We start from the raw sequence: 21,848 nt of genomic DNA, 5'->3' as shown, positions 1-21,848 counted from the left end.
AAAAAGAGCGCGACCGCTAAAATTCGAGCGATCAACCACAACCTTCGATAAGCTCTGTCTGGCAGGATTTCCGTATGATTGCGGAACCCGGCATCAGAGAGGCGGAACCAGCCGAACGGGCCGACGGGACGGCCCCCGCGGCGCCAGGACGGCAGCTTGTCGCCGCGCCACCGCTGGCGCCGGAACTGCCGGCCTCCAACCGCGAAGGCCTGCCCTTCCTGACGCTCGTCGCCATCGTCGTGCTGGCAGGCTTTTCGCATCTGACCGGGGCGCCGATCTTCATCACCATCGGCCTTTTGGCGACAGCCATCGCCGGGCTCGCCATGCATCTGCGCAACAGGCGCACCGAGCGCCGCGCGGTGGCCCTGCTCGATGCCACGACCGCCCGCAGCCGCGCCGAAATCGAGACGCTGGCCGACCGCATGTGGGAGATGCAGGAGAGCGAGGAGCGCTTTCGCGGACTGATCGATGCACTCGGCGATCTCGTCGTCCATCGTGACCGCGACGGCCACATTGTCTACGCCAACAAGGTTTTCGCCGACCTTGTCGAAACCGACCAGCGCGACCTTGCCGGCAAGACCCTGGCCGAACTAGGCATCGATGTCGGCATCGTCCCCGACGCCGCGTTTTCCGACCACGAATGCCTGAGTTCCACCGACGTCGCCATTCGCACGCCGGACGGCCCACGCTGGTTCTCTTGGATCGAGCTGTCGGTGCGCGACAAGGACAGCGGCGCCGTTTCGCATCGCGCCATCGCCCGCGACATCACCGCTCGCAAGCGCGCCGAATCCTCGCTGATCACCGCCCGCGAGCGGGCCGAATATGCGAGCCAGGCCAAATCGCGCTTCCTCGCCACCGTCAGCCACGAGATCCGCACGCCGATGAACGGCATCATGGGCATGGCCCGGCTTCTCGCCGACACCAGCCTTTCGCCCGAGCAGCGGACCTATGTCGGCGCCATCTCGACCTCGGCCAGCGCGCTGCTGGCGCTGATCGAGGACCTGCTCGACTACTCCAAGATCGAGGCCGGCCGCTTCGATCCCGAACCGCAGCCGATGTCGGTGCGCGAGATCGCCGACAATGTCATCGAGCTTTTGGCGGCGCGGGCTTTTGCCAAGGATATCGGCCTCGGCTGCCATGTCGAACCCAACGTGCCGCAGCTGATCACCGCCGACCCCGGCAGGGTCAGGCAGGTGCTGCTCAATCTCATCGGCAACGCCGTCAAGTTCACCGACAGCGGCGGCGTCCTGGCAAGCATCGCCCGCGTCCGCACCGAAACCACCGACCGCATCCGCTTCACCATCACCGACACCGGCCCCGGTCTGCGCGAGGAGGACATGGAGCGCATATTCGAGGACTTCGAACAGGCTGACGGCACCTCGACCCGTGCGCATGGCGGTGCCGGCCTCGGTCTCGCCATTTCCAAACGCCTGGTGATCGCCATGGGCGGCACTATCTCTGTGTCGAGCCGGCTTGGCCAGGGGTCCGAATTCGTCTTCGAGATTCCCGCTATTTCCGCCGTCGAGGCGCCGCAGATCCGCCAGGACGCGCTGTCGGGCCGGCATGCGGTGATCGTATCGAAGAACCTGGTCGAGGCCGAAGCCCTCGCCCGCACCATTCGCGCCAATGGCGGCACGGTCGATCTGGCCACCGCCGCCGCCCAGGCCACCCCTTTCGCCGAGAGCTGCGACGTGCTGCTGATTGATGCTGCCATGGAGCAAAGCGACGGCAGGCTGCTCAGGCGCCTGCGCCAGAGCGGATTTGCCGATTGCGAGGCAGTGACGCTGATCGCACCGACCGACCGTGGCATGCTTGGCGAGTTCCGTGCCAATGGTTACGCCACCTTCCTTGCGAGGCCGGTGCGCGGCGAGACATTGCTGCGCGTGCTTTTGACCAGCCACGCGCCGGTCATCGCCGAGCCGCAACTGCAAAAGCGCGGCGCGCAGGCGGGGCACGCCATTGGCGCCCGCCAGCAGGGCCTGTCGGTGCTGATCGCCGAGGACAACGACATCAACGCCATGCTGGCCCGCGCCACGCTGCTGAAGGCCGGGCATCGCGTGAAAGTGGTCGGCAACGGCAAGGCCGCCGTCGAGGCGGTCATCAGCACCGGCCACAAGCACCGTTACGACGTGGTGCTGATGGACTTGCATATGCCTGTCATGGACGGCCTGGACGCCATCGCCGCCATCCGCCGCCATGAGGAGGAGACCGCGGTGCCGCCGGTGCCGATCATGGTGCTGTCGGCCGACAGCCAGGAAAAGACCCGCCACGCCGTGCTCGCTCACGGTGCCAGCGGCTTCGTCACCAAGCCGCTCGACCCCGATGCCCTGGTTCATGCGGTCGAAGGGCAAGCGGCCGCCTGAGGCACAACATAGACGGTTGATAGATTACCCAGCCGACGAAGTATTGCCCGCAGAGGCGTATCACGGTACTGTCACAATCCTGTTGCACCTACACCGTATCCCCGTGCCAAGAGGGATGGCTCGAAGGAGAATCACTCGTGCATACAGTCATGCCGGAATGTGATGCTCGGCCGAACGCCAGCGGGCCTTTGCTCGTCGGCCGGAACGCCGATGCCGTCATAAAAGGCGCATCGCTCGGCCGCATCGGCAATCTCGAAGTGCGGCTCGCCCGCAACGAGGCCGAGATCGCTGCCGCGCAGGAAGTGCGCTACCGGGTGTTCTACGACGAGCTTGGTGCCAGGAAGGACCTGTTCCAGATGCAGGACCGCCGCGATGCCGATCGCTTCGATCCCCTCTGCGATCATCTGCTGGTCTTCGATACTTCGCTTTCCGGCCCCGAGCATCGCCGCATCGTCGGCACCTACCGCCTGCTGCGGCAGGAGATTGCCGCGGCCGCCGGCGGCTTCTATTCCGAAGGCGAATTCGAACTGACCAAGCTGATCGCGCGGCATCCCGGCCAGCGCTTCCTCGAGCTCGGCCGCTCCTGCGTTCTGCCGGAATACCGCTCGAAGCGCACCATCGAGGCGCTGTGGCAAGGCATCTGGGCCTACATCAACCATTACGGCATCGGCGTGATGACCGGCTGCGCGTCGTTCCACGGCACCGTGCCTGCGGCACATGCGGAGGCGCTGACCTATCTTGCCCACCACTGCCGGACGAATTCATCATGGGACGTGCGTGCCGTCGCCGGGCGCTATTGTTCCATGGATCTGATGCCGATCGAGGCCGTCAATACCAAGGCGGCGATCGCCGCGATGCCGCCGCTGGTCAAGGGCTATCTGCGCGTCGGCGCGCGCATCGGCGACGGTTGCGTCATCGACCGTGAATTCTCGACGGTCGACGTGTTCGTGGTGATGCCGGTCAAGGAGATCGGTGCCCGCTACGTCAATTATTATGGCGGAGAAGCGCAGCGGTTTGCGGCCTGAGTAGGGCAGTAAGGGAATAGCACTGACTGCTGGAGCAGCAATTGGCTACTCACTACTAACCATTCACTATTCACCATTCACGCATCCTTCTCGGCCTGCTCGTTGACTGGCCCCGGCTCCACTGGCGCTTCGCTTGCGACATGCTTGGGGCCGCCCTTGGCGACGCCGACCATGGCCGGCCGCAGAACACGCTCGCCGATCGAATAGCCGGGCTGCACGACCTGCACGACCGTGTTGGCCGGTACGTCGGGATTGGGCACCTCGAACATCGCCTGGTGGAAATTCGGATCGAATTTCTCGCCCTCGGGCTCGAGCTTCTTCACGCCGTGGCGTTCCAGCGCCGACAGCATGGCGCGCTCGGTGATCTCGACGCCGTCGATCAGCGCCTTGAAGCCGGCATCGCCCGAAGCCTTGGCCTCCTCCGGGATGGCATCCAGCGCACGGCGCAGATTGTCTGACACCGAAAGCATGTCGCGGGCAAAATTGGCAACCGCATAGGCGCGCGCATCGTGGACGTCGCGGGCGGTGCGGCGACGCAAGTTCTCCATGTCGGCCGCGACGCGCAGCACGCGATCCTTCAGCTCTTCGTTTTCCTTCAGAAGCCGCACAAGCGCTTCATAGTCGCCGTCGACGCTACCTTCCCTTGGCTCCGCGGCAGCCTCGGTCTTCTCGGCTTCATCGGGCGCGCGTTCGTCTTTTGCCTGGTCGCTCATCGCCGTTTCCCGTCATTTTCGAATGGTGTGATTTGCGCCCGATATCGAGGTTTGGCGGCCAAAAATCAAGGGGCAAGCGATACTGCAGCCGCTGTCGCTGCTTGATGGCGGACGGCGCAGACCTCTCGATTTTAATTCAAACTTTACCGTACCCGACGGCTTTGCTTGCCAGCATGCTACAATGCGGGAACCATTCCTCCCTTGGAAGAGTTTCGAAGCCGACACAGGATTTTGGATGATGCCCCGCAGGAATGGCGAAAAACGCGTCGGGCTCGCCGCCGATATCCGGCGCCAGCTCGGCACCGAGGCGACTAAGCGCTTTCTGCGCACCTTGCCGGCCTTCCGCACGGAGTCCGATATTCCCGACCGTCTGAAGGAATTGCTCGACCGCCTGGACGGCGTCGAAGCCAAGGTGGTCGCAGGCGGGCGCCGTCGGTAGACACCGTCGCCAGCAACGCGACCTGCGATTGCGGCCGCAATTCCTCGCCATCGCGCGACATTTACCCGCAGTAACTTTGCGTGATCGCCGCCTTGCGGCAGCGCCCTGCTCCGCCTATGTTTCATGATGAACATGATTTCCCCCGAAGCTGTGGCAAACAGCAAGCGCGCCTGGTTGAAAATCCTGTCGCGCTATAAAAAGCCCGACAGGCGTCGCAGCGCCGTCGAACTCGCCATCACCCTCATTCCTTTCGCCACGCTGTGGGGATTGTCCTCGGCCGCTTATGCCTATGGCCATTGGTGGGGTCTGGTCCTCATCCTTCCGGCCGCCGGCTTTCTGGTGCGGATCTTCATGATCCAGCACGATTGCGGCCACGGCTCCTTCTTTGCCAATCGCTATGCCGACGACTGGATCGGCCGCGTCCTTGGCGTGCTGACGCTGACGCCCTACGATTGCTGGCGCCGCGCCCACGCAACCCATCACGCCAGCGCCGGCAATCTCGACGAGCGCGGCACCGGCGACATCAAGACACTGACCGTCGCCGAATATCGGCAACTGTCGTGGCGGGGCCGGCTCGCCTATCGCCTCTATCGCCATCCGCTGGTGATGTTCGGCCTTGGCCCGATCTGGATTTTCATTTTCGAGCAGAGACTGCCCTTGGGCATGATGCGGGGCGGCCTCACCCCCTGGGTGTCGTCGATGTCCACCAACCTAGCCATCGCGGTCATCGCCGCGCTGCTCATCTGGTTCGTTGGCCCCGGCGCGTTCCTGGTCGTGCATTTGCCGATCGTCATCCTCGCCGGATCGGCCGGCATCTGGCTGTTCTATGTCCAGCATCAGTTCGAAGAGACGGAGTGGACAAAGGACTCCGAGTGGGAATTCCAGCACGCTGCCCTGCACGGTTCGTCCTATTACGACCTGCCGCCGGTGCTGAACTGGATCACCGGCAATATCGGCGTCCACCACGTGCACCACCTCTCGGCCAAGGTGCCATGCTACCGGCTTCCGGAAGTGCTGAGGGACTATCCGGAGTTGCGCGAGATCGGCCGCGTCACACTCCTCGACAGCCTGCGCTGCGTCAAGCTGGCGCTGTGGGACGAGAGCCGCAGCAAGCTGGTATCGTTCCGCGAAGCGCGGATGGCCGTGTAGACCCACCGCCGCACCTAAAGCGCGTCGCGCTCGACCGGCCTCATGCGACGCGCTTTAGGTTCTTGTTTATGCATGCCGTTATCGCAAAACCGCTGAACACTTTTGCGCGACATGCGTTAGGGGTGCGGCGGGCTCCACATTCCGAGCTTAAGCCGCCTGGCGCTGGTCGCGCATCAGGATCTCGCCCTGGCGGATCTCGGTGCCCAGCACTTTCAGGCATTCGCGCATGAACGCGGCAAGGCCCGGCCAGCCCTTGGCCGACACCAGATTGCCGTCGACATGGGCGCCGGTCGGCGCAACATCGATATAGATGCCGCCGGCCAGCGTGACTTCCGGCTCGCAATATTGCAGCGCCGCGACTTCGCGGCCGCGCACCACGCCGTCGACCGCGATCAGGATCTGCACGCCGTGGCAGATGGTGAAGATCGGTTTTCCCGTCTCATGGAAATGCCGCACCAGCGCCTGCACGCGCTTGTCGATGCGGATATATTCCGGCCCGCGCCCGCCCGCCGCGTAGACGGCATCGTAGTCGGCCGGATTGACCTCGGAAAACGTATTGTTGAGGATGTAGTCGTGGCCGAGCTTTTCCGTATAGGTCTGGTGGCCCTCGAAGTCGTGCAGCGAGGTCTTCAGGATATCGCCGGCCTTCTTGTCGGGGCAAACGACATGGACGGTGTGGCCCACCGCATGCATGGCCTGTTCAAAGACGAAAATCTCGTACTCCTCGCTGAACTCGCCAACGAGCATCAATATCTTCTTGCCAGCCATACCCGGTTCCTCCCTTGTGGCCACATTTATTCGGATCGCGAAATAATGGGCCTATCCTAAGGCGGAGAGGCGCAAAATAAAAGGCTGAATCGGGAATGTGGTCCGACCAGAAGGCTTCTGGCCCTCCGGAGCGGATCAGCCGGCGCGCACCCGCCGCCAGGAATATTTCGGGCCTTTGGCCTCCGGCTTCACCGCCGGCTGGTAGGACAGCGGCAGTCCGCCGGTACGACCTTGCTCGAGCCGCTTCAGCAGCACCGGGTGCGATATCTCGAATTCATCGAAGCCGAGGCGCAGCATATGCGGCAGCTGATCAATCAGCACCTGCCCGGTGGCGCGCATAGCGCCTGCAAAATGATAACGGCTGCGCAGCAATTCGCCCTTGGAGAACGAGCGGCCGTCATTGAACGCCGGAAACGCCAGCGCCACCAGCGACAGCTGATCGAGCAGGCCTGCGATCTTTTCGAGCTGATCGCCGGGCTGCAGCAGCACACCGATGCGCTCCTTCGCCGACCGCCGCACCTCCGGATCGAGGCCGAGAAACGCCTGCAACGGCAGGATGAAACGGCCATTGCCGACCAGCGCCTCGGCGCTTTCGGCATGCACCCACTCGTCCTCGCGGAACCCATCCGGTGTCCACAGCCGCATGGCGTTTTCGGCTATCAAGTCGCTCATCAAGAAAATTCCCAAGTCCAAAGATTCTAAAGTGCAAAACACCTCAGGGTGCGTTGAGATTCAGGTCAGGCCGAGCCGAAAATGGTGGCTTCCGAGAACCGGAGCGGAGCGTACTTTGGGTACGTGAGCGCCGGAAGCGCAGGAAGCCGCCGTTTGCAGGCCGGCTGAATATCAACATACCCTAAAGCGAGGCGTCGGTCAGCGACCTTTCCAGCCCCGACAAATGGATGCCGCATTCGGTCTTGGCGTGCCCGGCCCAGCGGCCGCTGCGCGCGTCGTCGCCCGGCTGCACCGGCTGCGTGCATGGGAAACAGCCGATCGACAGATAGCCATAGGCGACCAGCGGGTTTTCACGCAGCGCATGCGCGCGCATGTAGCCGGCCTGGTCCGATGTCGTCCAGTGCGCCAGCGGATTGATGCGGATGCGCGAGCCGACCGCCTCGAACACCGGCAGCGCTGCCCGGGTCGCCGCCTGGAAGCGCTTGCGGCCGGTGAACCAGGCGCGGAACGGCTCGACGCCGCGCGCCAGCGGCTCGACCTTGCGCACGTCGCAGCAGGCGTCGGTGTCGGTCTCGTTCAGATTGCCGGTCGGGTCGATCCTTGCCAGCGCCGCATCGTCGGGCCTGATCACCCGGATATCGCTCAGCCCGAAATCGGCGGCCAGCGCGTCACGATAGCCGAGCGTTTCCTCGAAATGCTTGCCGGTGTCGAGAAAGATCACCGGCAGCGTCCGGTCGATCTCGGCGATCATGTGCAGCAACACCGCCGAATCCGCGCCGAAGGACGAGACGGCGGCGATTTCGCCGTGAAAGAACTCCCGGGCCGACCGCTCGATGATCTCCAGCGGCTTTAGATGGCCGTAGAGCGCGTCGAGACCCGCCGCTTGGGCGGCGATGCCGGCCTCGACGTCGACGATCCGGTCAAGCGGCCTTGGCTTCGCCAGCATAGAGCGCCTCCTTGAACGGCGCGGGACCGACTCGGCGGTAGGCGTCGATGAATCTTTCGTTTCTGTCCAGCCGAAGCCCGAGATAGGTCTCGACGATCTGCTCGATGGCATCGGTGATCTCTTCCGAACTGAAGCCGCGGCCGATGATCTCGCCGACCGAGGTGTTCTCGTCGGCCGAGCCGCCGAGCGTCACCTGGTAGAGCTCGGCGCCTTTCTTCTCGACCCCGAGGATGCCGATATGGCCGACATGGTGATGGCCGCAGGCATTGATGCAGCCGGAAATCTTCAGCTTCAATTCGCCGATGTCGCGCTGGCGCTCCAGCGAAGCAAAGCGCCGCGAGATTTCCTGCGCCACGGGAATGGAACGCGCCGTTGCCAGCGCGCAATAGTCGAGGCCGGGGCAGGAGATGATGTCGCTGATCAGGTTGGAATTGGCCGTCGCCAGCCCGATATCGACAAGCGCGTCATAGACCGCCTTGAGGTCGGCCCGCGCGACATGCGGCAGGATCAGGTTCTGCTCGTGACTGACGCGCAGCTCGTCGAATGAATATTTTTCGGCAATGTCGGCGACCGCTTCCATCTGGCTGTCGGAGGCATCGCCCGGCGTCTCGCCGATGCCCTTGAGCGAGATGGTCACCGCCGCGTAGTCGGGATGGCGATGGGTGACCACATTCTGGTCCAGCCATTCGGAAAAGCTCTTTGAGTCGAGGCGGGCAAGCTTGACCGCCTCATCGCCTTCCGGCCGGTCGACAAGCGCCGGCGGCGCGAAATAGGCGTCGATGGCGCGGATGTCTTCTTCCGGCAGCCTCAGCTCGGCGTCCTTCAACTCCTGCCATTCGGCCTCGACCTGGCGGGTGATCTCCTCGACGCCGGTCTCATGGACCAGGATCTTGATGCGCGCCTTGAACTTGTTGTCGCGACGGCCGTAGAGGTTGTAAACGCGCAGGATCGCCGTGCAGTAGGACAACAGATCCGCTTCGGGCAGGAAATCGCGGATCTTCTTGGCCACCATTGGCGTGCGGCCCTGGCCGCCGCCGACATAGACGGCGAAACCAAGCTCGCCGGCGGCGTTCTTCTTCAGGTGCAGGCCGATGTCGTGCGTCTGGATGGCGGCGCGGTCGCGCTCGGCGCCGGTCACCGCGATCTTGAATTTTCGCGGCAGGAACGAGAATTCCGGATGCACCGACGACCATTGCCGCAGGATTTCGGCATAGGGGCGCGGATCGGCAACCTCGTCGGCGGCTGCGCCGGCGAAGTGGTCGGCAGTGACGTTGCGAATGCAGTTGCCGCTGGTCTGGATCGCGTGCATCTCGACGCTTGCCAGATCCGCCAGGATCGCCGGGATGTCCGACAGCGCCGGCCAGTTGAACTGGATGTTCTGGCGCGTCGTGAAATGGCCGTAACCCTTGTCGTATTTGCGGGCGATGTGGCCAAGCATGCGCAGCTGCTTGCTGTTCAGCGTGCCGTAGGGCACCGCGATGCGCAGCATATAGGCATGCAGTTGCAGATAGACGCCGTTCATCAGCCGCAGCGGCCGGAACTGGTCCTCGGTGATCTCGCCGGCAAGGCGCCGCGCGACCTGGTCGCTGAACTCGGCGACGCGGGCCTTGACGAAATCGTGGTCGAACTCATCGTAACGGTACATATTCAGGTCTTTCCGGGCGCGTCCGCCCGTTATTTTCTTCGTTCGAGCATGATCGGGATCATGCTTGGGTCATCTATGCCGCGCGTGCGGCTTGCGGACGGGCCTGCTTGCCCAGGTCGTTGCGGGTGGTCGGGCCGGCGGCACGGATCTTTTCACGCAGCCGGACCGCTTCGACCGTGCCGTTGGCCACGGTCACGTCTATCAGGTTGACGTCGACCACTTCGTTGTTGGCGGAGGCCTTGGCGCCGATCGCCTCCAGCCGGTCCTCGGCCGCTTTGTCATGGGCGATGTCGGCATGGTCGATGGTCTCGGCCCAGCCGCCATTGGCGTACCAGACGGCTATGCCGTCGGCGAGGCGGTTCGCGGTCAGGACTTTCATTGGTTCACTCCTTGCGCGGCAGCACGGGCCACGCTTTCCTGCCTGTGTGCCGCCAGCGGCTCGGACCGTTCGAAATTGGCGCCGGCGACCGCGTCGCCGATGATGGTCATCACCGGGCCGCTGAGGTCGGCGCGCGCCTCCAGCGACGGCAGGTCGGCGAGCGTGCCGTGGAAACGGCGGCGGCTGGCAAGGCTGGCATTCTCGACCACGGCGACGGCCGTATCCGGCGACAGGCCGGCTTCGATCAGCCGGCCGGCGACCTCTGCAGCGACCGAGCGGCCCATATAGACGGCGACCGTCGCGCCGGAAATAGCGAGCTTTGCCCAATCTGGCAGCGAATTTCCCTTGAGGTCATGGCCGGTGGTGAACACCATCGACGACGACACGCCGCGCAGCGTCAGCGGCAGTTCGAAATCGGCGGCGGCGGCGAAGGCCGCGGTGACGCCCGGAACCACTTCGTAGGCGACGCCGGCATCGCGAAGTGCCGCCATCTCCTCGCCGGCCCGGCCGAACACCAGCGGGTCGCCGGACTTCAGCCGCACGACACGCTTGCCGGCGCGGCCAAGCTCGACCAGCAGCGCATTGATCTCGGCCTGGCTCTTGGAATGGCAGCCCTTGCGCTTGCCGACCGGCAGGCGCTCGGCGTCGCGACGGCCCATGGCGACGATCGCCTCCGGCACCAGCGCGTCATGGACGATCACGTTGGCTTCCATCAGCAGGCGATGGGCGCGCAGCGTCAAAAGGTCCTCGGCGCCCGGACCGGCGCCGACAAGCGCGATATGGCCCGATGCCGGTTCTTTCGAAAGCAGCAGGCCGACGGCCGCATCATGCGCCTGCGAAAGCTCGCCGGCCTCGACAGCGCGGGCCGGTGCACCGCCAAAGAAATCGCTCCAGAAGCGGCGGCGGGCATTGCCCTTCGGCAGCAGTCTTTCGGCGGTGTCGCGAAACGATGCGGCGAGAGTTGCGAGCGGACCGAGCGAGGGCGACAGCATGCGGTCGATGCGGCTGCGCAGCATCTGCGCCAGCACCGGGCCGGCACCTTCCGTGCCGATGGCAATGGCGACCGGCGCGCGGTTGACCAGTGCCGGCGTGAAGAAATCGCATAGCTCCGGCCGGTCGACGGCATTGACCGGAATGCCCAGCCGGCGCGCATCCCCGGCAACGCGGCGATCGAGCGCCTCGTCGCCGCTGGCGGCAAACACCATCACCGCACCATTGAGATGTGCTGCATCATAGGCGTCGGCGATGTGGGCGGCCCCCGTCTCGGCGATAAAGGCCAGCAGCTCCGGGCTTGTTTCATCGCTGACGACGCGCAGCACAGCGCTCGACTGCGCGAGCAGCCGCGCCTTGGCCAGCGCCTCCTCGCCGCCGCCGACGATGGCTACGGCTTCGCCCTCGACCCGCATGAAGACGGGAAAGGCATTGAGCTTGGGCGTGGCTTGCGGCATGACGAGCGGAATCCTGGAACCGTTTGTCAGTTCTACGCGGGGGCGCGAAAAACCAGAAGGCACCCACTCGCGCATCGCTTCGTAGCAGGCAATCTCTTTTCTGCAAGCATGAAGGCCAAGAGAAAAATATTCCACATTCAAATGCGGAGCAGATTGAAGCTGCTGTTGCAGCCCTTGATCCGCTGCCTTTTTAGCGGCCGGAGGAGCTAATCACAAAACAGATTTTTCTAAATTCTATCAATTTAGTAGATTAAGCCGCCGGATGCTGACCGAGCGATCGACGGCAGCCCCGCACTCTCGCCGGCCCTTGTCGGAATACCGGGTCCGAGTACCGGAACATTCCCGCCTCGGCACGCGTTTGCCCTATGGACCCAGGCCCGGTCACACCCCTGCGGCAAAGGCCCGGCGATGGGCTCGAAAAATCAAAAAAGGAGCGCCCCATGAGCAACGTCAGACTGAAACGCGGACTGTGGATCGTGGTGGCAGATGGCGAAAAGGCGCTGTTCCTCGAGAACCGTGGAGACGTCCAATATCCCGACCTTCAGGTCGTGCACGAGATGGAGCAGGAAAATCCGGCAACCCGAGAACAAGGCACGGACCGCCCCGGCCGCTACAGCGACGGCCCTTCCGTCCACCGCAGTGCGGTCGAGGACACCGACTGGCACCGTCTCGGCAAGGAGCGTTTTGCCGAAGAGATTGCCGACAGGCTCTACAAGCTGGCGCATCGCGGCACCTTCAAGGAGATCGTGCTGATCGCACCGCCGCCGGTGCTGGGCGACATGCGCAGGAAGCTGCACAAGGAGGTCACCGACAAGATAACGGCCGAAATTCCAAAGACGCTGACCAACCACAGCATACCCGATATCGAGAGCCTGCTGCAGGCGACCTGATCGGGCATCGGCGGCGTCAACCGCCGCCAGACTTGAACACGCCGCCCGCGATGCTGACAAATCCTGCCGGCTCGCTCGCCTGGAAAGCCTTCTACACGTGCTGGCCGCCATTGATGTGTATTTCCGAGCCGGTCACGTAGGACGCCTGCTGCGAGCACAGGAAGAAGATGATGTCGGCGACTTCCGCCGTGGTGCCCAGCCTTCTCAGCGGAATGGTCTCGACGATTTTTTCGGTGCCCGGCGACAGGATCGCGGTGTCGATCTCGCCCGGCGCAATCGCATTGACGCGAATGCCGTGCGGGCCGAAATCATGCGCCATCTCGCGGGTCAGCGAGCCGAGTGCCGCCTTCGACGTCGCATAGGCGGTACCGGCGAAAGGATGCACGCGGGTACCGGCGATCGAGGTGACGTTGACGATCGAGCCCTTGGCCGACGCCAGCTCCTTGAACAGGCCCCGCGCCAGCATGATCGGGGCGAAGAAATTGACCTGGAAGACGTCGCGCCAGACATGCATCGGCGTGTCGATCGAGTTCATGCGGCTGTTGCCGTCCTTGAGCTTGGGCGAGATGCCGGCATTGTTGACCAGCGCATGCAGCTGGCCGCCATGCGCCTCGAGCCGGTGGCGGATTTCCGAGATGGCGATGCCGACATCCTCCTGGTCGGCGAGGTCGACCTTGATGTGGTCTTCAGGTCCGGCCGGCCACGGGCAGTCCTCGGCAAAGGCCTGGCGCGAGCAGGTGATGACGCGCCAGCCTTCGCGTGAAAAGCGCTTGACGGTGGCATGGCCGATGCCACGGCTGGCGCCGGTCAGCACGATGGTTTTTCTGGTGTCGGTCTCTGCCATTCGCGGTCTCCAAACGGGAGATGTAGCGGAACGCGGCAGCGGTGGCGAGGGGCCTGTCGCTCAGCCGCCTGTCAGAATATCAAGGATCGAGGTCTGCCGCTTCTTGACCGGGCCGCCGACATTGCCGGGCGGCACCGGGTGCTTGATCGATCCGGTGGCGCTGTCGACGCCCGGCATGGCCAGGCCGCCGGCATCGACCGTCTCGGCAGGACGCACGGGACGCGAAGCCGACTGGGTAGCTGCCGCAGGCGGCGCCGATTGGCCGACGGAAGCGACCGGCGCCGGCGGCGCCGTATCGGACGGTATGTCGTCCGGGACGATGGTGTCGGGCGGCGTCGACTTCCAGGTTCCGGGCAGCGGCCGCACCGGCACGCCCTCATGCGCGGCGACCATGAATTCGTGCCAGGCCTGCGCCGGCAGCGCGCCGCCGGTGACCTTCTTCATCGCGCTGCCGTCATCATTGCCGAACCAGACGCCGGTGGTCAGGTTGGCGGTATAGCCGATGAACCAGGCGTCGCGCGAGTTCTGGCTGGTGCCGGTCTTGCCGGCCGCCGGCCAGGCGAACGCCGCCTTCCTGGCCGTGCCGATCTCGACCGTGCCGGTCATCATCGAGTTCATCATGCCGACGACATCGGGCTTGACGACGCGCGGCGCACCGCCGCCATTGTTTTCGTAGAGCACCTTGCCGTCGCTCGTCGTGACCCGGCGGATGAAATGGATGTCCGGCTTATAACCGCCATTGGCGAAGGGAACATAGGCCGAGGTCAGTTCCAGCGGCGTCACTTCCGAGGTGCCGAGCGCGATCGATGTGTTGGCCGTCAGCTCGGACTGGATGCCCATGCGGTGCGCCGCCTCGACCACCGCATTCGGCCCGACTTCCATGGTCAGCTGCGCGGCAACCGAGTTCAGCGATTTTGCCAGCGCCGTCGCCAGCGTCACCTTGCCGAAATACTTGCCGCCGTAATTGTCGGGCGTCCAGTTGCCGATCTTGATCGGCGCGTCGTTGCGCACGCTGTCGGGCGTGCGGCCGGATTCCAGCGCCGCCATATAGACGAACGGCTTGAACGCCGAGCCCGGCTGGCGGCGCGCTTCCGAGGCGCGGTCGAACTGGCTGGTCGAATAGTCGTAACCGCCGACCATCGCGCGCACCGCGCCGGAATTGTCGATCGACACCAGCGCGCCCTGGCTGACATTGAGTTTTTTGCCGCTCTGGTCGATCAGCCGGCGGATCGATTGCTCGGCGAGCTTCTGCAGCGTCAGGTCGACAGTCGTGTCGACGACGATATCGCGGCGCACGTCGCCGATCAGGTCGGGCAGTTCTTCCATGATCGTATCGGCGACATAGTTTTCCGAGCCGGTCCAGTAGGACGGCGCGCGTGTCGCCGGCGCGCTCATCGCCGTGGTCTGCTCCTTGGCGCTGATCTTGCCCTCGTCGCGCATCGCGGCGAGCACCAGCTGCGAACGCTGTTCGGCGGCCTTCGGGTCGCGCGCCGGCGACAGCCGCGACGGCGCCTTGAGCAGGCCGGCGAGAAGTGCCGCCTCCGACAGCGTGACGTCGCGCGCGCTCTTGCCGAAATAGCGGCGCGAGGCCGCTTCGACGCCATAGGCGCCGGAGCCGAAATAGACCCGGTTGAGGTACATTTCGAGGATCTGGTCCTTCGTATGCTTGTGCTCCAGCCACAGCGCCAAAAGCACTTCCTGCACCTTGCGTTCCAGCGTGCGGTCCGGCGTCAGGAACAGGTTCTTGGCGAGCTGCTGGGTCAGCGTCGAGCCGCCCTGCGAAAAATGCCCGCCGAGCACATTAGTCACCATGGCCCGGGAAAGGCCGATCGGATCGATGCCGAAATGCGAATAGAAGCGGCGGTCTTCGATTGCGATGACGGCTTCGGGAATGTAGGGCGACATTTCGTGCAGGCCGACGGCCTCGCCGCCGCTCATGCCGCGATTGCCAAGCAGCTGGCCGTCGACCGAGACGATCTTGATGTTGGGGGCGCGATCGGGAATGGCCCAGGTGGTGGCCGCCGGCATTTTCGCGCCGTAATAGACGACGATGCCGGCAGTGGCGATACCGCCCCAGATGGCCAGCACGAAGCACCAGTAGAACAGCCGGGCAAGCACGCCGAACACGCCGCGCCGGCTTTTGCCGCGCCCGCCGCGCGGCGGCTTGGCCTTGGACGATTTGCGCTTTGCAGCGGCTTTTCGGTTGCTCGGCACGACGCGGTCCTCCTCGCTTACCGAAAAACCGGCCGAGGATCTCGCCCCCGGCGATGCCTCGAAGCTGGGCTCGATGCGGCTGTCTTTCCGGTTCGCCATGCGCTGTGCTGTCTTCCCCATGCCTATGGCGTTGGGGTTGAAGACTAGATGCGGCGGTTTAAAGGCGGGTTAAGTCGGGAAAAATCGAAATAAACTGTATTCAGTCGCTTGCCGAACGGCTGCGGCCCGCGACAGCGCCAAAGCCGGAAATGAAAAACCCGCCTCGGCTGGCGGGTCGTTGGAGCCAATGAGCACCATAGCGAAATTAGTAGCATAGCTGCAGGCACAAAGCAAGAACAAAATATGCTTTGCCTCAGAATAATCACTTCAGTTCGGCGGTTGCGACAACCCTCAGTCGTCGGCGTCCGGATCGTCGGAGGCCGGCCGCCAGCTGATCGGCTCGATCTTCCTTTGCGTATGGCCGTCCGTATAGGCCCACCAGCCGGCGTCGCTTTCGTCCCAGTCGCCGCCGGCCGCCTTCAGCCGGTCGAGCGAACGGTATTGCGCGATGCTCTCGTTGATCACGCCGTCGCTGTCCTGCCAGTAGACGGTGACTTTGGAACCGTCCTTCGGTGCCGTTTCGATTGGTTTTCGCGCAGCCATTTCAATTCCTCCCGGCCGACGGCGTTAAAGTGCCAGAAGGCCATCAGCTGTGGGCGAAGATGTCCTCTTCATCCCAGCCCATCAGGTCGAGTTTCGCACGCGTCGGCAGGAAGCGGAAGCAGGCATCGGCCTCCCTGGTCCGGTTGTCGCGCGCCAGCCGCGCGCTGAGCACGTCGCGCAGCCGGTGCAAATAGAGCACGTCGGAGGCGGCATATTCGAGCTGCTCGGGCGACAGCGTCTCGGCGGCCCAGTCCGATGATTGCTGCGCCTTCGATAGGCCGACGCCGAGAAGCTCGAAGCAGATGTCCTTCAGCCCGTGCCGGTCGGTGTAGGTGCGCGTCAGCCGCGACGCGATCTTGGTGCAGAACACCGGCTCCGACATGACGCCAAAGGCGTTGTAGAGCACGGCGAGATCGAAGCGGCCGTAATGGAACAGCTTGGTGATGCTGCGGTTCTTCAGCAGGCTGACGAGGTTCGGCGCCTTCTTCTGGCCGGGTGCGATCTGGATGACGTCGGCCGAGCCGTCGCCCGGCGAGATCTGCACGACGCAGAGCCGGTCGCGATGCGGGTTCAGCCCCAGCGTCTCGGTGTCGATGGCGACCGCCCCGACATCGTAATGCAGCAGGCCGGGCAGATCGTTTTTGTGGAAACGTATGTCGCTCATCGTCTTCTCCGGTCGCGGCCCCGTGCAGCGATGCGCGACAGACCATGCCCGTCCTTGCCGCGATCCGGCGAAAAATCAACAAAAACTTGAGTCTGGCGCAATTTCAGCGTGTCAGCGCCTCGAGAATGCGCGCCCAGGAGCGCTGGCCCTTGTGGAAGGAGCTCATCTCGTACTTCTCGTTCGGCGAGTGGATGCGGTCGTCGTCGAGACCGAAACCGACCAGCAGCGATTCCATGCCGAGATAGGTCTGGAAATCGCCGACCACCGGGATCGAGCCGCCGCTGCCGGTCACCACCGCTGGCTTCGGCCATTCGTCGGACAGCGCCTGCTTGGCCTTGGCCAGGAAGGGCGAGTCGTAGGAAAGCTGGATCGCCGGCGAGCCGCCATGCGGGTGGAATTCGACCGAGCAGTCGGCCGGAACGCGCTCCCTGACGAATGCCTGGAAGGCGGCGCGGATTTTTTCCGGATCCTGTTTGTGAACCAGGCGGAAGGACACTTTCGCAGAGGCCTGCGCGGCGATCACCGTCTTGAAGCCCTTGCCGGTATAGCCGCCGATAATGCCGTTGAACTCGGCCGTCGGCCGCGCCCAGGTCAGCTCGAGCACCGAGCGGCCCTTCTCGCCGGACGGGATCGACAGGCCAATCGGGCCGAGGAAGGTCTCGGCCGTCTCGCCGAGCGACAGCCACGACTGCAATATCTGCGACGGCGTTTCCTCGACGCCGTCATAGAAACCTGGAATGGTGACGTGGCCATCCGCATCATGGATGTCGGCCAGGATTTTTGCCAGGATGCGGATCGGATTGGCGGCCGCACCGCCATAGAGCCCGGAATGCAGATCGCGGTCGGCGGCAGTCACCGTGATCTCCTCGCCGACCAGCCCGCGCAGCGAGACGCAGATCGACGGCGTATCGCGGTCCCACATGCCGGTGTCGCAGACCAGCGCGAAATTGGCCTTGAGCTCGTCAGCATTCGCCTCGAGAAACGGCTTCAGCGACGGCGATCCGGACTCCTCCTCGCCCTCGAACAGGATTGTGATTTGGCACGGCAATCCGCCATGCACCTGCTTCCACGCGCGGCAGGCCTCGACGAAGGTCATCAGCTGACCCTTGTCGTCGGCCGCGCCGCGGCCGGTGATCACTTTGTGGCCGGGCTCGATCTCCTTGACCGCCGGCGCGAACGGGTCGCTTTCCCACAGTTCGATCGGATCGACCGGCTGGACGTCGTAATGGCCGTAAAACAGCAGATGCGGCGCGCCCGCCGGCCCGTCGTGATGCGCGACCACCATCGGATGCCCCGGCGTGTCGCGCACGCTGGCGTCGAAGCCGATCAGCTTGAGCTCGGCGACCAGCCATTCGGCTGCCTTGCGGCAGTCGGCGGCGTAGTCCGGATCGGTGGAGATCGACTTGATGCCGAGCAGGCCGAACAGACGTTCGAGGCTCTGGTCGAAGTTCTTGTCGAGGCGGTCGAGGACGGGGGAAACTGCTGACATCTGGCGGGGCCTTTCGATTCTGGCGGCGAATCTAGAGCCCATACGGCGAAACGGAAAGCCCGCGACCGTTAGGCCACAAGGCAGGATCTTGTCGAAAGGCAAAAAAATGCCGCCGTGGTGGAGGGGGAACCACGGCGGCCTTACTCGAAACGATGCGGCAGCCCGGAGAGGGGGGATAGGCTGCCGCAAGTGTCCGGGATAGGCGGGGGACGGGCCTTGCTCCGGACTTCGGCGAAAACTGCCGATGGCGTTTATCTGTGTCTGCGAACGTGGCGATTCAAGGGCACAAAAATTACACTTTTGTAACATAGGCGTGAGCGAACAAAGCTCCGGCCAGGCCGGCAGGGCCGGCCAAGCTCGCACGCCATTTGTCAGGGTGTTGCCGGAACCCTTGGCGCAAGCCGCCTTTGGCATGGACCGCGGCGCTGCGCCGCGCTATCCCTCGTGCCATGAAAAAAGGCGATCATCTCTTCCTTGTCGACGGCTCCGGCTACATCTTCCGTGCCTATCACGCGCTCCCGCCGCTGTCCCGCAAGTCCGACGGGCTGCCGACCAGTGCCGTGCTCGGCTTCTGCAACATGGTCTGGAAGCTGACGCAGGACGCCCGCAACACCGATGTCGGCATCGTGCCGACGCATTTCGCCGTGATTTTCGACTATTCGTCGAAGACCTTCCGCAACGACCTCTACCCCGAATACAAGGCCAACCGCTCGGCGCCGCCGGAAGATTTGATCCCGCAATTCGGCCTGATCCGCCAGGCGACCAGGGCCTTCAACCTGCCATGCCTTGAGACGGAAGGCTACGAGGCCGACGATTTGATCGCCACCTATTGCCGGCTTGCCTGCGAAGCCGGCGCCGACACCACCATCATCTCTTCCGACAAGGACTTGATGCAACTGGTCGGCCCAACGGTTGCCATGTACGACCCGATGAAGGACCGCCAGATCGGCGTTCCCGAGGTGATCGAGAAATGGGGCGTGCCGCCACAGAAGATGATCGACCTGCAGGCGCTGACCGGCGATTCGGTCGACAATGTGCCGGGCGTGCCCGGCATCGGGCCGAAGACGGCGGCGCAATTGCTCGAACAGTTCGGCGACCTCGACACGCTGCTCGCCCGCGCCGGCGAGATCAAGCAGGACAAGCGGCGCGAATCGATCATCGCCAATGCCGACAAGGCGCGCATCTCGCGTGACCTGGTGACGCTGAAGAACGACGTGCCGGTGACCGAAGGGCTCGACGAGTTCGTGTTGCACGCGCCGGACGGCCCAAGGCTGATCGGCTTTCTCAAGACCATGGAATTCTCGACGCTGACCCGCCGCGTGGCCGAAGCGACGGGGACCGACGCGGGCGACGTTCCAGCCACCCCCGTCACCATAGAGCGTGCCGATACCGCACATGGCCCCGATATGGGTTTTGGCGCGCCCGCGGCCGCCGAGAGCGCACCGCCGTCGGACGAAGCGGCACTCGAAGCCCCGGCCGCAGCCAAGCAAGGCGACACCCCATCCCTGCTTTCGGCGCTTCGCCTGGAGGCTGCCACCGCCCGCAAGATCGACAACAGCGCCTACGCCTGCATCCGCGACGCCGCGACGCTGAAGGTCTGGATCGCCGAGGCGATGGAGAGAGGCATCGTCGCCTTCGACGTTAAAGCCTCCTCGCCCGATCCGATGCGGGCCGAACTGATCGGCCTTGCCATGGCCGTCGCGCCCGGCCACGCCGCCTACGTGCCGCTTGCCCACAAAAACGGCAATGGCGACCTGCTCGGCGGCGGCGCGGTCGAAAACCAGATCCCGATCCGCGACGCGCTGGCGTTGCTCAAGCCGCTGCTCGAGGACAAATCCGTCCTCAAGATCGTGCACGACATGAAATACCGCCTTGTCGTCATGAGCCGTCACGGCATCGAGATCGGCCCCTATGACGACACCATGCTGATCTCCTACGTGCTTGAGGCCGGCACTCATGGTGGCCATGGCCTGGAGGCGCTGGCCGATAAATGGCTCGGCCACGCGACCATTCCGCTGAAGGAACTGGCCGGTTCGGGAAGAAGCTTCGTCGGCCTCGATCAGGCCGACCTCGGCAAGGCGACGGCTTACGGGGCCGAGCACGCCGACGTCGCGCTCAGGCTCTGGCAGGTGCTGAAGCCACGGCTTGCCGCCAAGGGCCTGGTCTCGGTCTATGAACGGCTGGAACGGCCGCTGGTGCCGGTCCTGGCGCGGATGGAACAGCGCGGCATCTCCGTCGACCGGCAGATCCTGTCGCGGCTCTCCGGAGAACTGGCACAGGGTGCCGCACGGCTCGAGGACGAGATCTACCAGCTGGTCGGCGAACGCATCAACATCGGCTCGCCAAAACAGCTCGGCGACATCCTGTTCGGCAGGATGGGTCTGCCCGGCGGTTCTAAAACCAAGACCGGCCAGTGGTCGACCTCGGCGCAGCTTCTCGAAGACCTCGCCGCCGAAGGCCACGAATTGCCGCGTAAGATCGTCGACTGGCGCCAGCTGACCAAGCTGAAATCGACCTATACCGATGCGCTGCCCGGCTTCATCCATCCCGACACCAAGCGCGTCCACACCTCCTACGCGCTTGCCGCGACGACGACCGGACGGCTGTCGTCCTCGGATCCCAATCTGCAGAACATTCCGGTACGCACCCTGGAGGGGCGAAAGATCAGGACGGCCTTCATCGCCGACAAGGGCAACAAGCTGGTTTCCGCCGACTACAGCCAGATCGAATTGCGCGTGCTGGCCCACGTCGCCGAAATCCCGCAGCTCAAGCAGGCCTTCGCCGATGGCGCCGACATTCACGCCATCACCGCGTCTGAAATGTTCAACGTGCCGGTCGAGGGCATGCCTTCGGAAGTGCGCCGCCGTGCCAAGGCGATCAATTTCGGCATCATCTACGGCATTTCGGCCTTTGGCCTCGCCAACCAGCTGTCGATCGCGCGCGAGGAAGCCGGCGACTACATCAAGAAATATTTCGAGCGCTTCCCCGGCATCCGCGACTATATCGATGCGACCAAGGCCTATGCCCGCGAGCACGGCTTCGTCGAGACCATTTTCGGCCGCCGCATCCACTATCCGGAAATCAGATCGTCAAATCCTTCGGTCCGGGCGTTCAACGAGCGCGCCTCGATCAACGCACGCCTGCAGGGCACCGCCGCCGACATCATCCGCCGCGCCATGATCCGCATGGACGAGGCGCTGGAAAAAGCCAGGCTTTCTGCCCGCATGCTGCTGCAGGTGCATGACGAGCTGGTTTTCGAGACGGCCGAAGCCGAGGTCGAGGCGACGATCCCGGTCGTCTGCCACGTCATGGAGAACGCCGCCATGCCGGCGGTGTCGATGTCGGTGCCGCTGCACGTCGACGCCCGCGCCGCCAACAACTGGGAAGAGGCGCATTAAGGCCGTGCTTCGTCATCCTAGGGCGGAGCGAACGCGAAGCGAAGCGCAGACCCTAGGATCCATATGTGGACGGCGCCCTGCCTGCAACGGTTGTTTTGCGTCGTTTTCGATCGCTTGCGTCCATATGTCCGGCCTTTGAGCACGGTCCTTGCGGCCGCTG

The 21,848-nt window shown here is 64.2% G+C and carries 18 protein-coding genes; 6 read left to right on the top strand and 12 right to left on the bottom strand.

What is annotated here, in order from left to right:
* Positions 1-74 precede the first annotated feature (74 nt).
* Together NKJ91_RS00090 and olsB are read left to right on the top strand one after the other, a co-directional pair.
* Complete coding sequence (locus NKJ91_RS00090) at positions 75-2,363, top strand: PAS domain-containing hybrid sensor histidine kinase/response regulator (protein ID WP_352453974.1); 2,289 nt, start codon at positions 75-77, stop codon at positions 2,361-2,363.
* Positions 2,364-2,512: 149 nt separating this feature from the next.
* On the top strand, positions 2,513-3,388 hold the full coding sequence (gene olsB / locus NKJ91_RS00085) for a l-ornithine N(alpha)-acyltransferase (RefSeq protein WP_023675251.1): 876 nt from the start codon (positions 2,513-2,515) through the stop codon (positions 3,386-3,388).
* A gap of 77 nt (positions 3,389-3,465) precedes the next feature.
* On the opposite strand, the gene grpE is transcribed toward olsB, so the two are convergent.
* The gene (grpE, locus tag NKJ91_RS00080) at positions 3,466-4,101 is read right to left on the bottom strand and encodes a nucleotide exchange factor GrpE (protein ID WP_352453973.1); all 636 of its coding nucleotides are present in this window, start codon (positions 4,099-4,101) and stop codon (positions 3,466-3,468) included.
* A gap of 235 nt (positions 4,102-4,336) precedes the next feature.
* On the opposite strand from grpE, the gene NKJ91_RS00075 reads away from it, so the two are divergent.
* Both NKJ91_RS00075 and NKJ91_RS00070 read left to right on the top strand, forming a co-directional pair.
* A complete protein-coding gene (locus NKJ91_RS00075) occupies positions 4,337-4,540 on the top strand; it encodes a hypothetical protein (RefSeq protein WP_352453972.1) in 204 nt (67 codons plus the stop codon).
* Between the two features lie 126 nt (positions 4,541-4,666).
* Positions 4,667-5,689, top strand: a complete 1,023-nt coding sequence (locus NKJ91_RS00070; protein WP_352453971.1) for a fatty acid desaturase — start codon at positions 4,667-4,669, stop codon at positions 5,687-5,689.
* A 147-nt stretch (positions 5,690-5,836) separates the two neighbouring features.
* On the opposite strand, the gene NKJ91_RS00065 is transcribed toward NKJ91_RS00070, so the two are convergent.
* From NKJ91_RS00065 to cysG, 6 genes are all read right to left on the bottom strand, one after another.
* Positions 5,837-6,457, bottom strand: a complete 621-nt coding sequence (locus NKJ91_RS00065; RefSeq protein ID WP_352453970.1) for a DJ-1/PfpI family protein — start codon at positions 6,455-6,457, stop codon at positions 5,837-5,839.
* Positions 6,458-6,592: 135 nt separating this feature from the next.
* Positions 6,593-7,129, bottom strand: coding sequence for a DUF934 domain-containing protein (locus NKJ91_RS00060; RefSeq protein ID WP_352453969.1), 537 nt, complete (start codon positions 7,127-7,129; stop codon positions 6,593-6,595).
* Positions 7,130-7,310: 181 nt separating this feature from the next.
* Positions 7,311-8,075, bottom strand: a complete 765-nt coding sequence (locus NKJ91_RS00055; RefSeq protein ID WP_352453968.1) for a phosphoadenylyl-sulfate reductase — start codon at positions 8,073-8,075, stop codon at positions 7,311-7,313.
* Entirely contained in the window at positions 8,050-9,720 is a 1,671-nt protein-coding gene (locus tag NKJ91_RS00050) for a nitrite/sulfite reductase (protein WP_352448340.1), read from the bottom strand. The genes NKJ91_RS00055 and NKJ91_RS00050 overlap by 26 nt, the downstream gene beginning before the upstream one ends.
* A 73-nt stretch (positions 9,721-9,793) precedes the next feature.
* A complete protein-coding gene (locus NKJ91_RS00045) occupies positions 9,794-10,099 on the bottom strand; it encodes a DUF2849 domain-containing protein (protein ID WP_352453967.1) in 306 nt (101 codons plus the stop codon).
* Complete coding sequence (gene cysG / locus NKJ91_RS00040) at positions 10,096-11,547, bottom strand: siroheme synthase CysG (protein ID WP_352453966.1); 1,452 nt, start codon at positions 11,545-11,547, stop codon at positions 10,096-10,098. The genes NKJ91_RS00045 and cysG overlap by 4 nt, the downstream gene beginning before the upstream one ends.
* Before the next feature lie 440 nt (positions 11,548-11,987).
* Here cysG and NKJ91_RS00035 point away from each other — a divergent pair, with 440 nt between their 5' ends.
* Entirely contained in the window at positions 11,988-12,437 is a 450-nt protein-coding gene (locus tag NKJ91_RS00035) for a baeRF12 domain-containing protein (protein WP_352453965.1), read from the top strand.
* Positions 12,438-12,528: 91 nt separating this feature from the next.
* Here NKJ91_RS00035 and NKJ91_RS00030 read toward each other — a convergent pair whose 3' ends face one another.
* From NKJ91_RS00030 to NKJ91_RS00010, 5 genes are all read right to left on the bottom strand, one after another.
* Positions 12,529-13,281, bottom strand: a complete 753-nt coding sequence (locus tag NKJ91_RS00030; protein WP_023675240.1) for an SDR family NAD(P)-dependent oxidoreductase — start codon at positions 13,279-13,281, stop codon at positions 12,529-12,531.
* Positions 13,282-13,341: 60 nt separating this feature from the next.
* Positions 13,342-15,594 carry a transglycosylase domain-containing protein gene (locus tag NKJ91_RS00025; RefSeq protein WP_352453964.1) on the bottom strand — a complete coding sequence of 751 codons (2,253 nt, stop codon included), beginning with the start codon at positions 15,592-15,594 and terminating at the stop codon, positions 13,342-13,344.
* Between the two features lie 291 nt (positions 15,595-15,885).
* Entirely contained in the window at positions 15,886-16,137 is a 252-nt protein-coding gene (locus NKJ91_RS00020; RefSeq protein ID WP_352453963.1) for a hypothetical protein, read from the bottom strand.
* Positions 16,138-16,180: 43 nt separating this feature from the next.
* Positions 16,181-16,801, bottom strand: coding sequence for a ribonuclease D (locus NKJ91_RS00015; protein ID WP_352453962.1), 621 nt, complete (start codon positions 16,799-16,801; stop codon positions 16,181-16,183).
* A gap of 103 nt (positions 16,802-16,904) precedes the next feature.
* Positions 16,905-18,290, bottom strand: a complete 1,386-nt coding sequence (locus NKJ91_RS00010; RefSeq protein WP_352453961.1) for a M20/M25/M40 family metallo-hydrolase — start codon at positions 18,288-18,290, stop codon at positions 16,905-16,907.
* 449 nt (positions 18,291-18,739) lie between these two features.
* On the opposite strand from NKJ91_RS00010, the gene polA reads away from it, so the two are divergent.
* Positions 18,740-21,688 carry a DNA polymerase I gene (polA, locus tag NKJ91_RS00005; protein ID WP_352453960.1) on the top strand — a complete coding sequence of 983 codons (2,949 nt, stop codon included), beginning with the start codon at positions 18,740-18,742 and terminating at the stop codon, positions 21,686-21,688.
* Positions 21,689-21,848 lie beyond the last annotated feature (160 nt).

The organism is Mesorhizobium sp. M0040, from assembly GCF_040323505.1.
Taxonomy (GTDB): domain Bacteria; phylum Pseudomonadota; class Alphaproteobacteria; order Rhizobiales; family Rhizobiaceae; genus Mesorhizobium.
Note: the sequence above shows the minus strand (reverse complement) of the source record. Positions and strands in the feature narration are given on the sequence as shown.

Excerpts from the sequence above, each read along its gene's own strand:
- NKJ91_RS00090 (WP_352453974.1), top strand. The coding sequence starts at position 75 with ATGATTGCGGAACCCGGCATCAGAGAGGCGGAACCAGCCGAACGGGCC.
- olsB (WP_023675251.1), top strand. The coding sequence starts at position 2,513 with ATGCCGGAATGTGATGCTCGGCCGAACGCCAGCGGGCCTTTGCTCGTC.
- grpE (WP_352453973.1), bottom strand. The coding sequence starts at position 4,101 with ATGAGCGACCAGGCAAAAGACGAACGCGCGCCCGATGAAGCCGAGAAG.
- NKJ91_RS00075 (WP_352453972.1), top strand. The coding sequence starts at position 4,337 with ATGATGCCCCGCAGGAATGGCGAAAAACGCGTCGGGCTCGCCGCCGAT.
- NKJ91_RS00070 (WP_352453971.1), top strand. The coding sequence starts at position 4,667 with ATGAACATGATTTCCCCCGAAGCTGTGGCAAACAGCAAGCGCGCCTGG.
- NKJ91_RS00065 (WP_352453970.1), bottom strand. The coding sequence starts at position 6,457 with ATGGCTGGCAAGAAGATATTGATGCTCGTTGGCGAGTTCAGCGAGGAG.
- NKJ91_RS00060 (WP_352453969.1), bottom strand. The coding sequence starts at position 7,129 with ATGAGCGACTTGATAGCCGAAAACGCCATGCGGCTGTGGACACCGGAT.
- NKJ91_RS00055 (WP_352453968.1), bottom strand. The coding sequence starts at position 8,075 with ATGCTGGCGAAGCCAAGGCCGCTTGACCGGATCGTCGACGTCGAGGCC.
- NKJ91_RS00050 (WP_352448340.1), bottom strand. The coding sequence starts at position 9,720 with ATGTACCGTTACGATGAGTTCGACCACGATTTCGTCAAGGCCCGCGTC.
- NKJ91_RS00045 (WP_352453967.1), bottom strand. The coding sequence starts at position 10,099 with ATGAAAGTCCTGACCGCGAACCGCCTCGCCGACGGCATAGCCGTCTGG.
- cysG (WP_352453966.1), bottom strand. The coding sequence starts at position 11,547 with ATGCCGCAAGCCACGCCCAAGCTCAATGCCTTTCCCGTCTTCATGCGG.
- NKJ91_RS00035 (WP_352453965.1), top strand. The coding sequence starts at position 11,988 with ATGAGCAACGTCAGACTGAAACGCGGACTGTGGATCGTGGTGGCAGAT.
- NKJ91_RS00030 (WP_023675240.1), bottom strand. The coding sequence starts at position 13,281 with ATGGCAGAGACCGACACCAGAAAAACCATCGTGCTGACCGGCGCCAGC.
- NKJ91_RS00025 (WP_352453964.1), bottom strand. The coding sequence starts at position 15,594 with ATGGCGAACCGGAAAGACAGCCGCATCGAGCCCAGCTTCGAGGCATCG.
- NKJ91_RS00020 (WP_352453963.1), bottom strand. The coding sequence starts at position 16,137 with ATGGCTGCGCGAAAACCAATCGAAACGGCACCGAAGGACGGTTCCAAA.
- NKJ91_RS00015 (WP_352453962.1), bottom strand. The coding sequence starts at position 16,801 with ATGAGCGACATACGTTTCCACAAAAACGATCTGCCCGGCCTGCTGCAT.
- NKJ91_RS00010 (WP_352453961.1), bottom strand. The coding sequence starts at position 18,290 with ATGTCAGCAGTTTCCCCCGTCCTCGACCGCCTCGACAAGAACTTCGAC.
- polA (WP_352453960.1), top strand. The coding sequence starts at position 18,740 with ATGAAAAAAGGCGATCATCTCTTCCTTGTCGACGGCTCCGGCTACATC.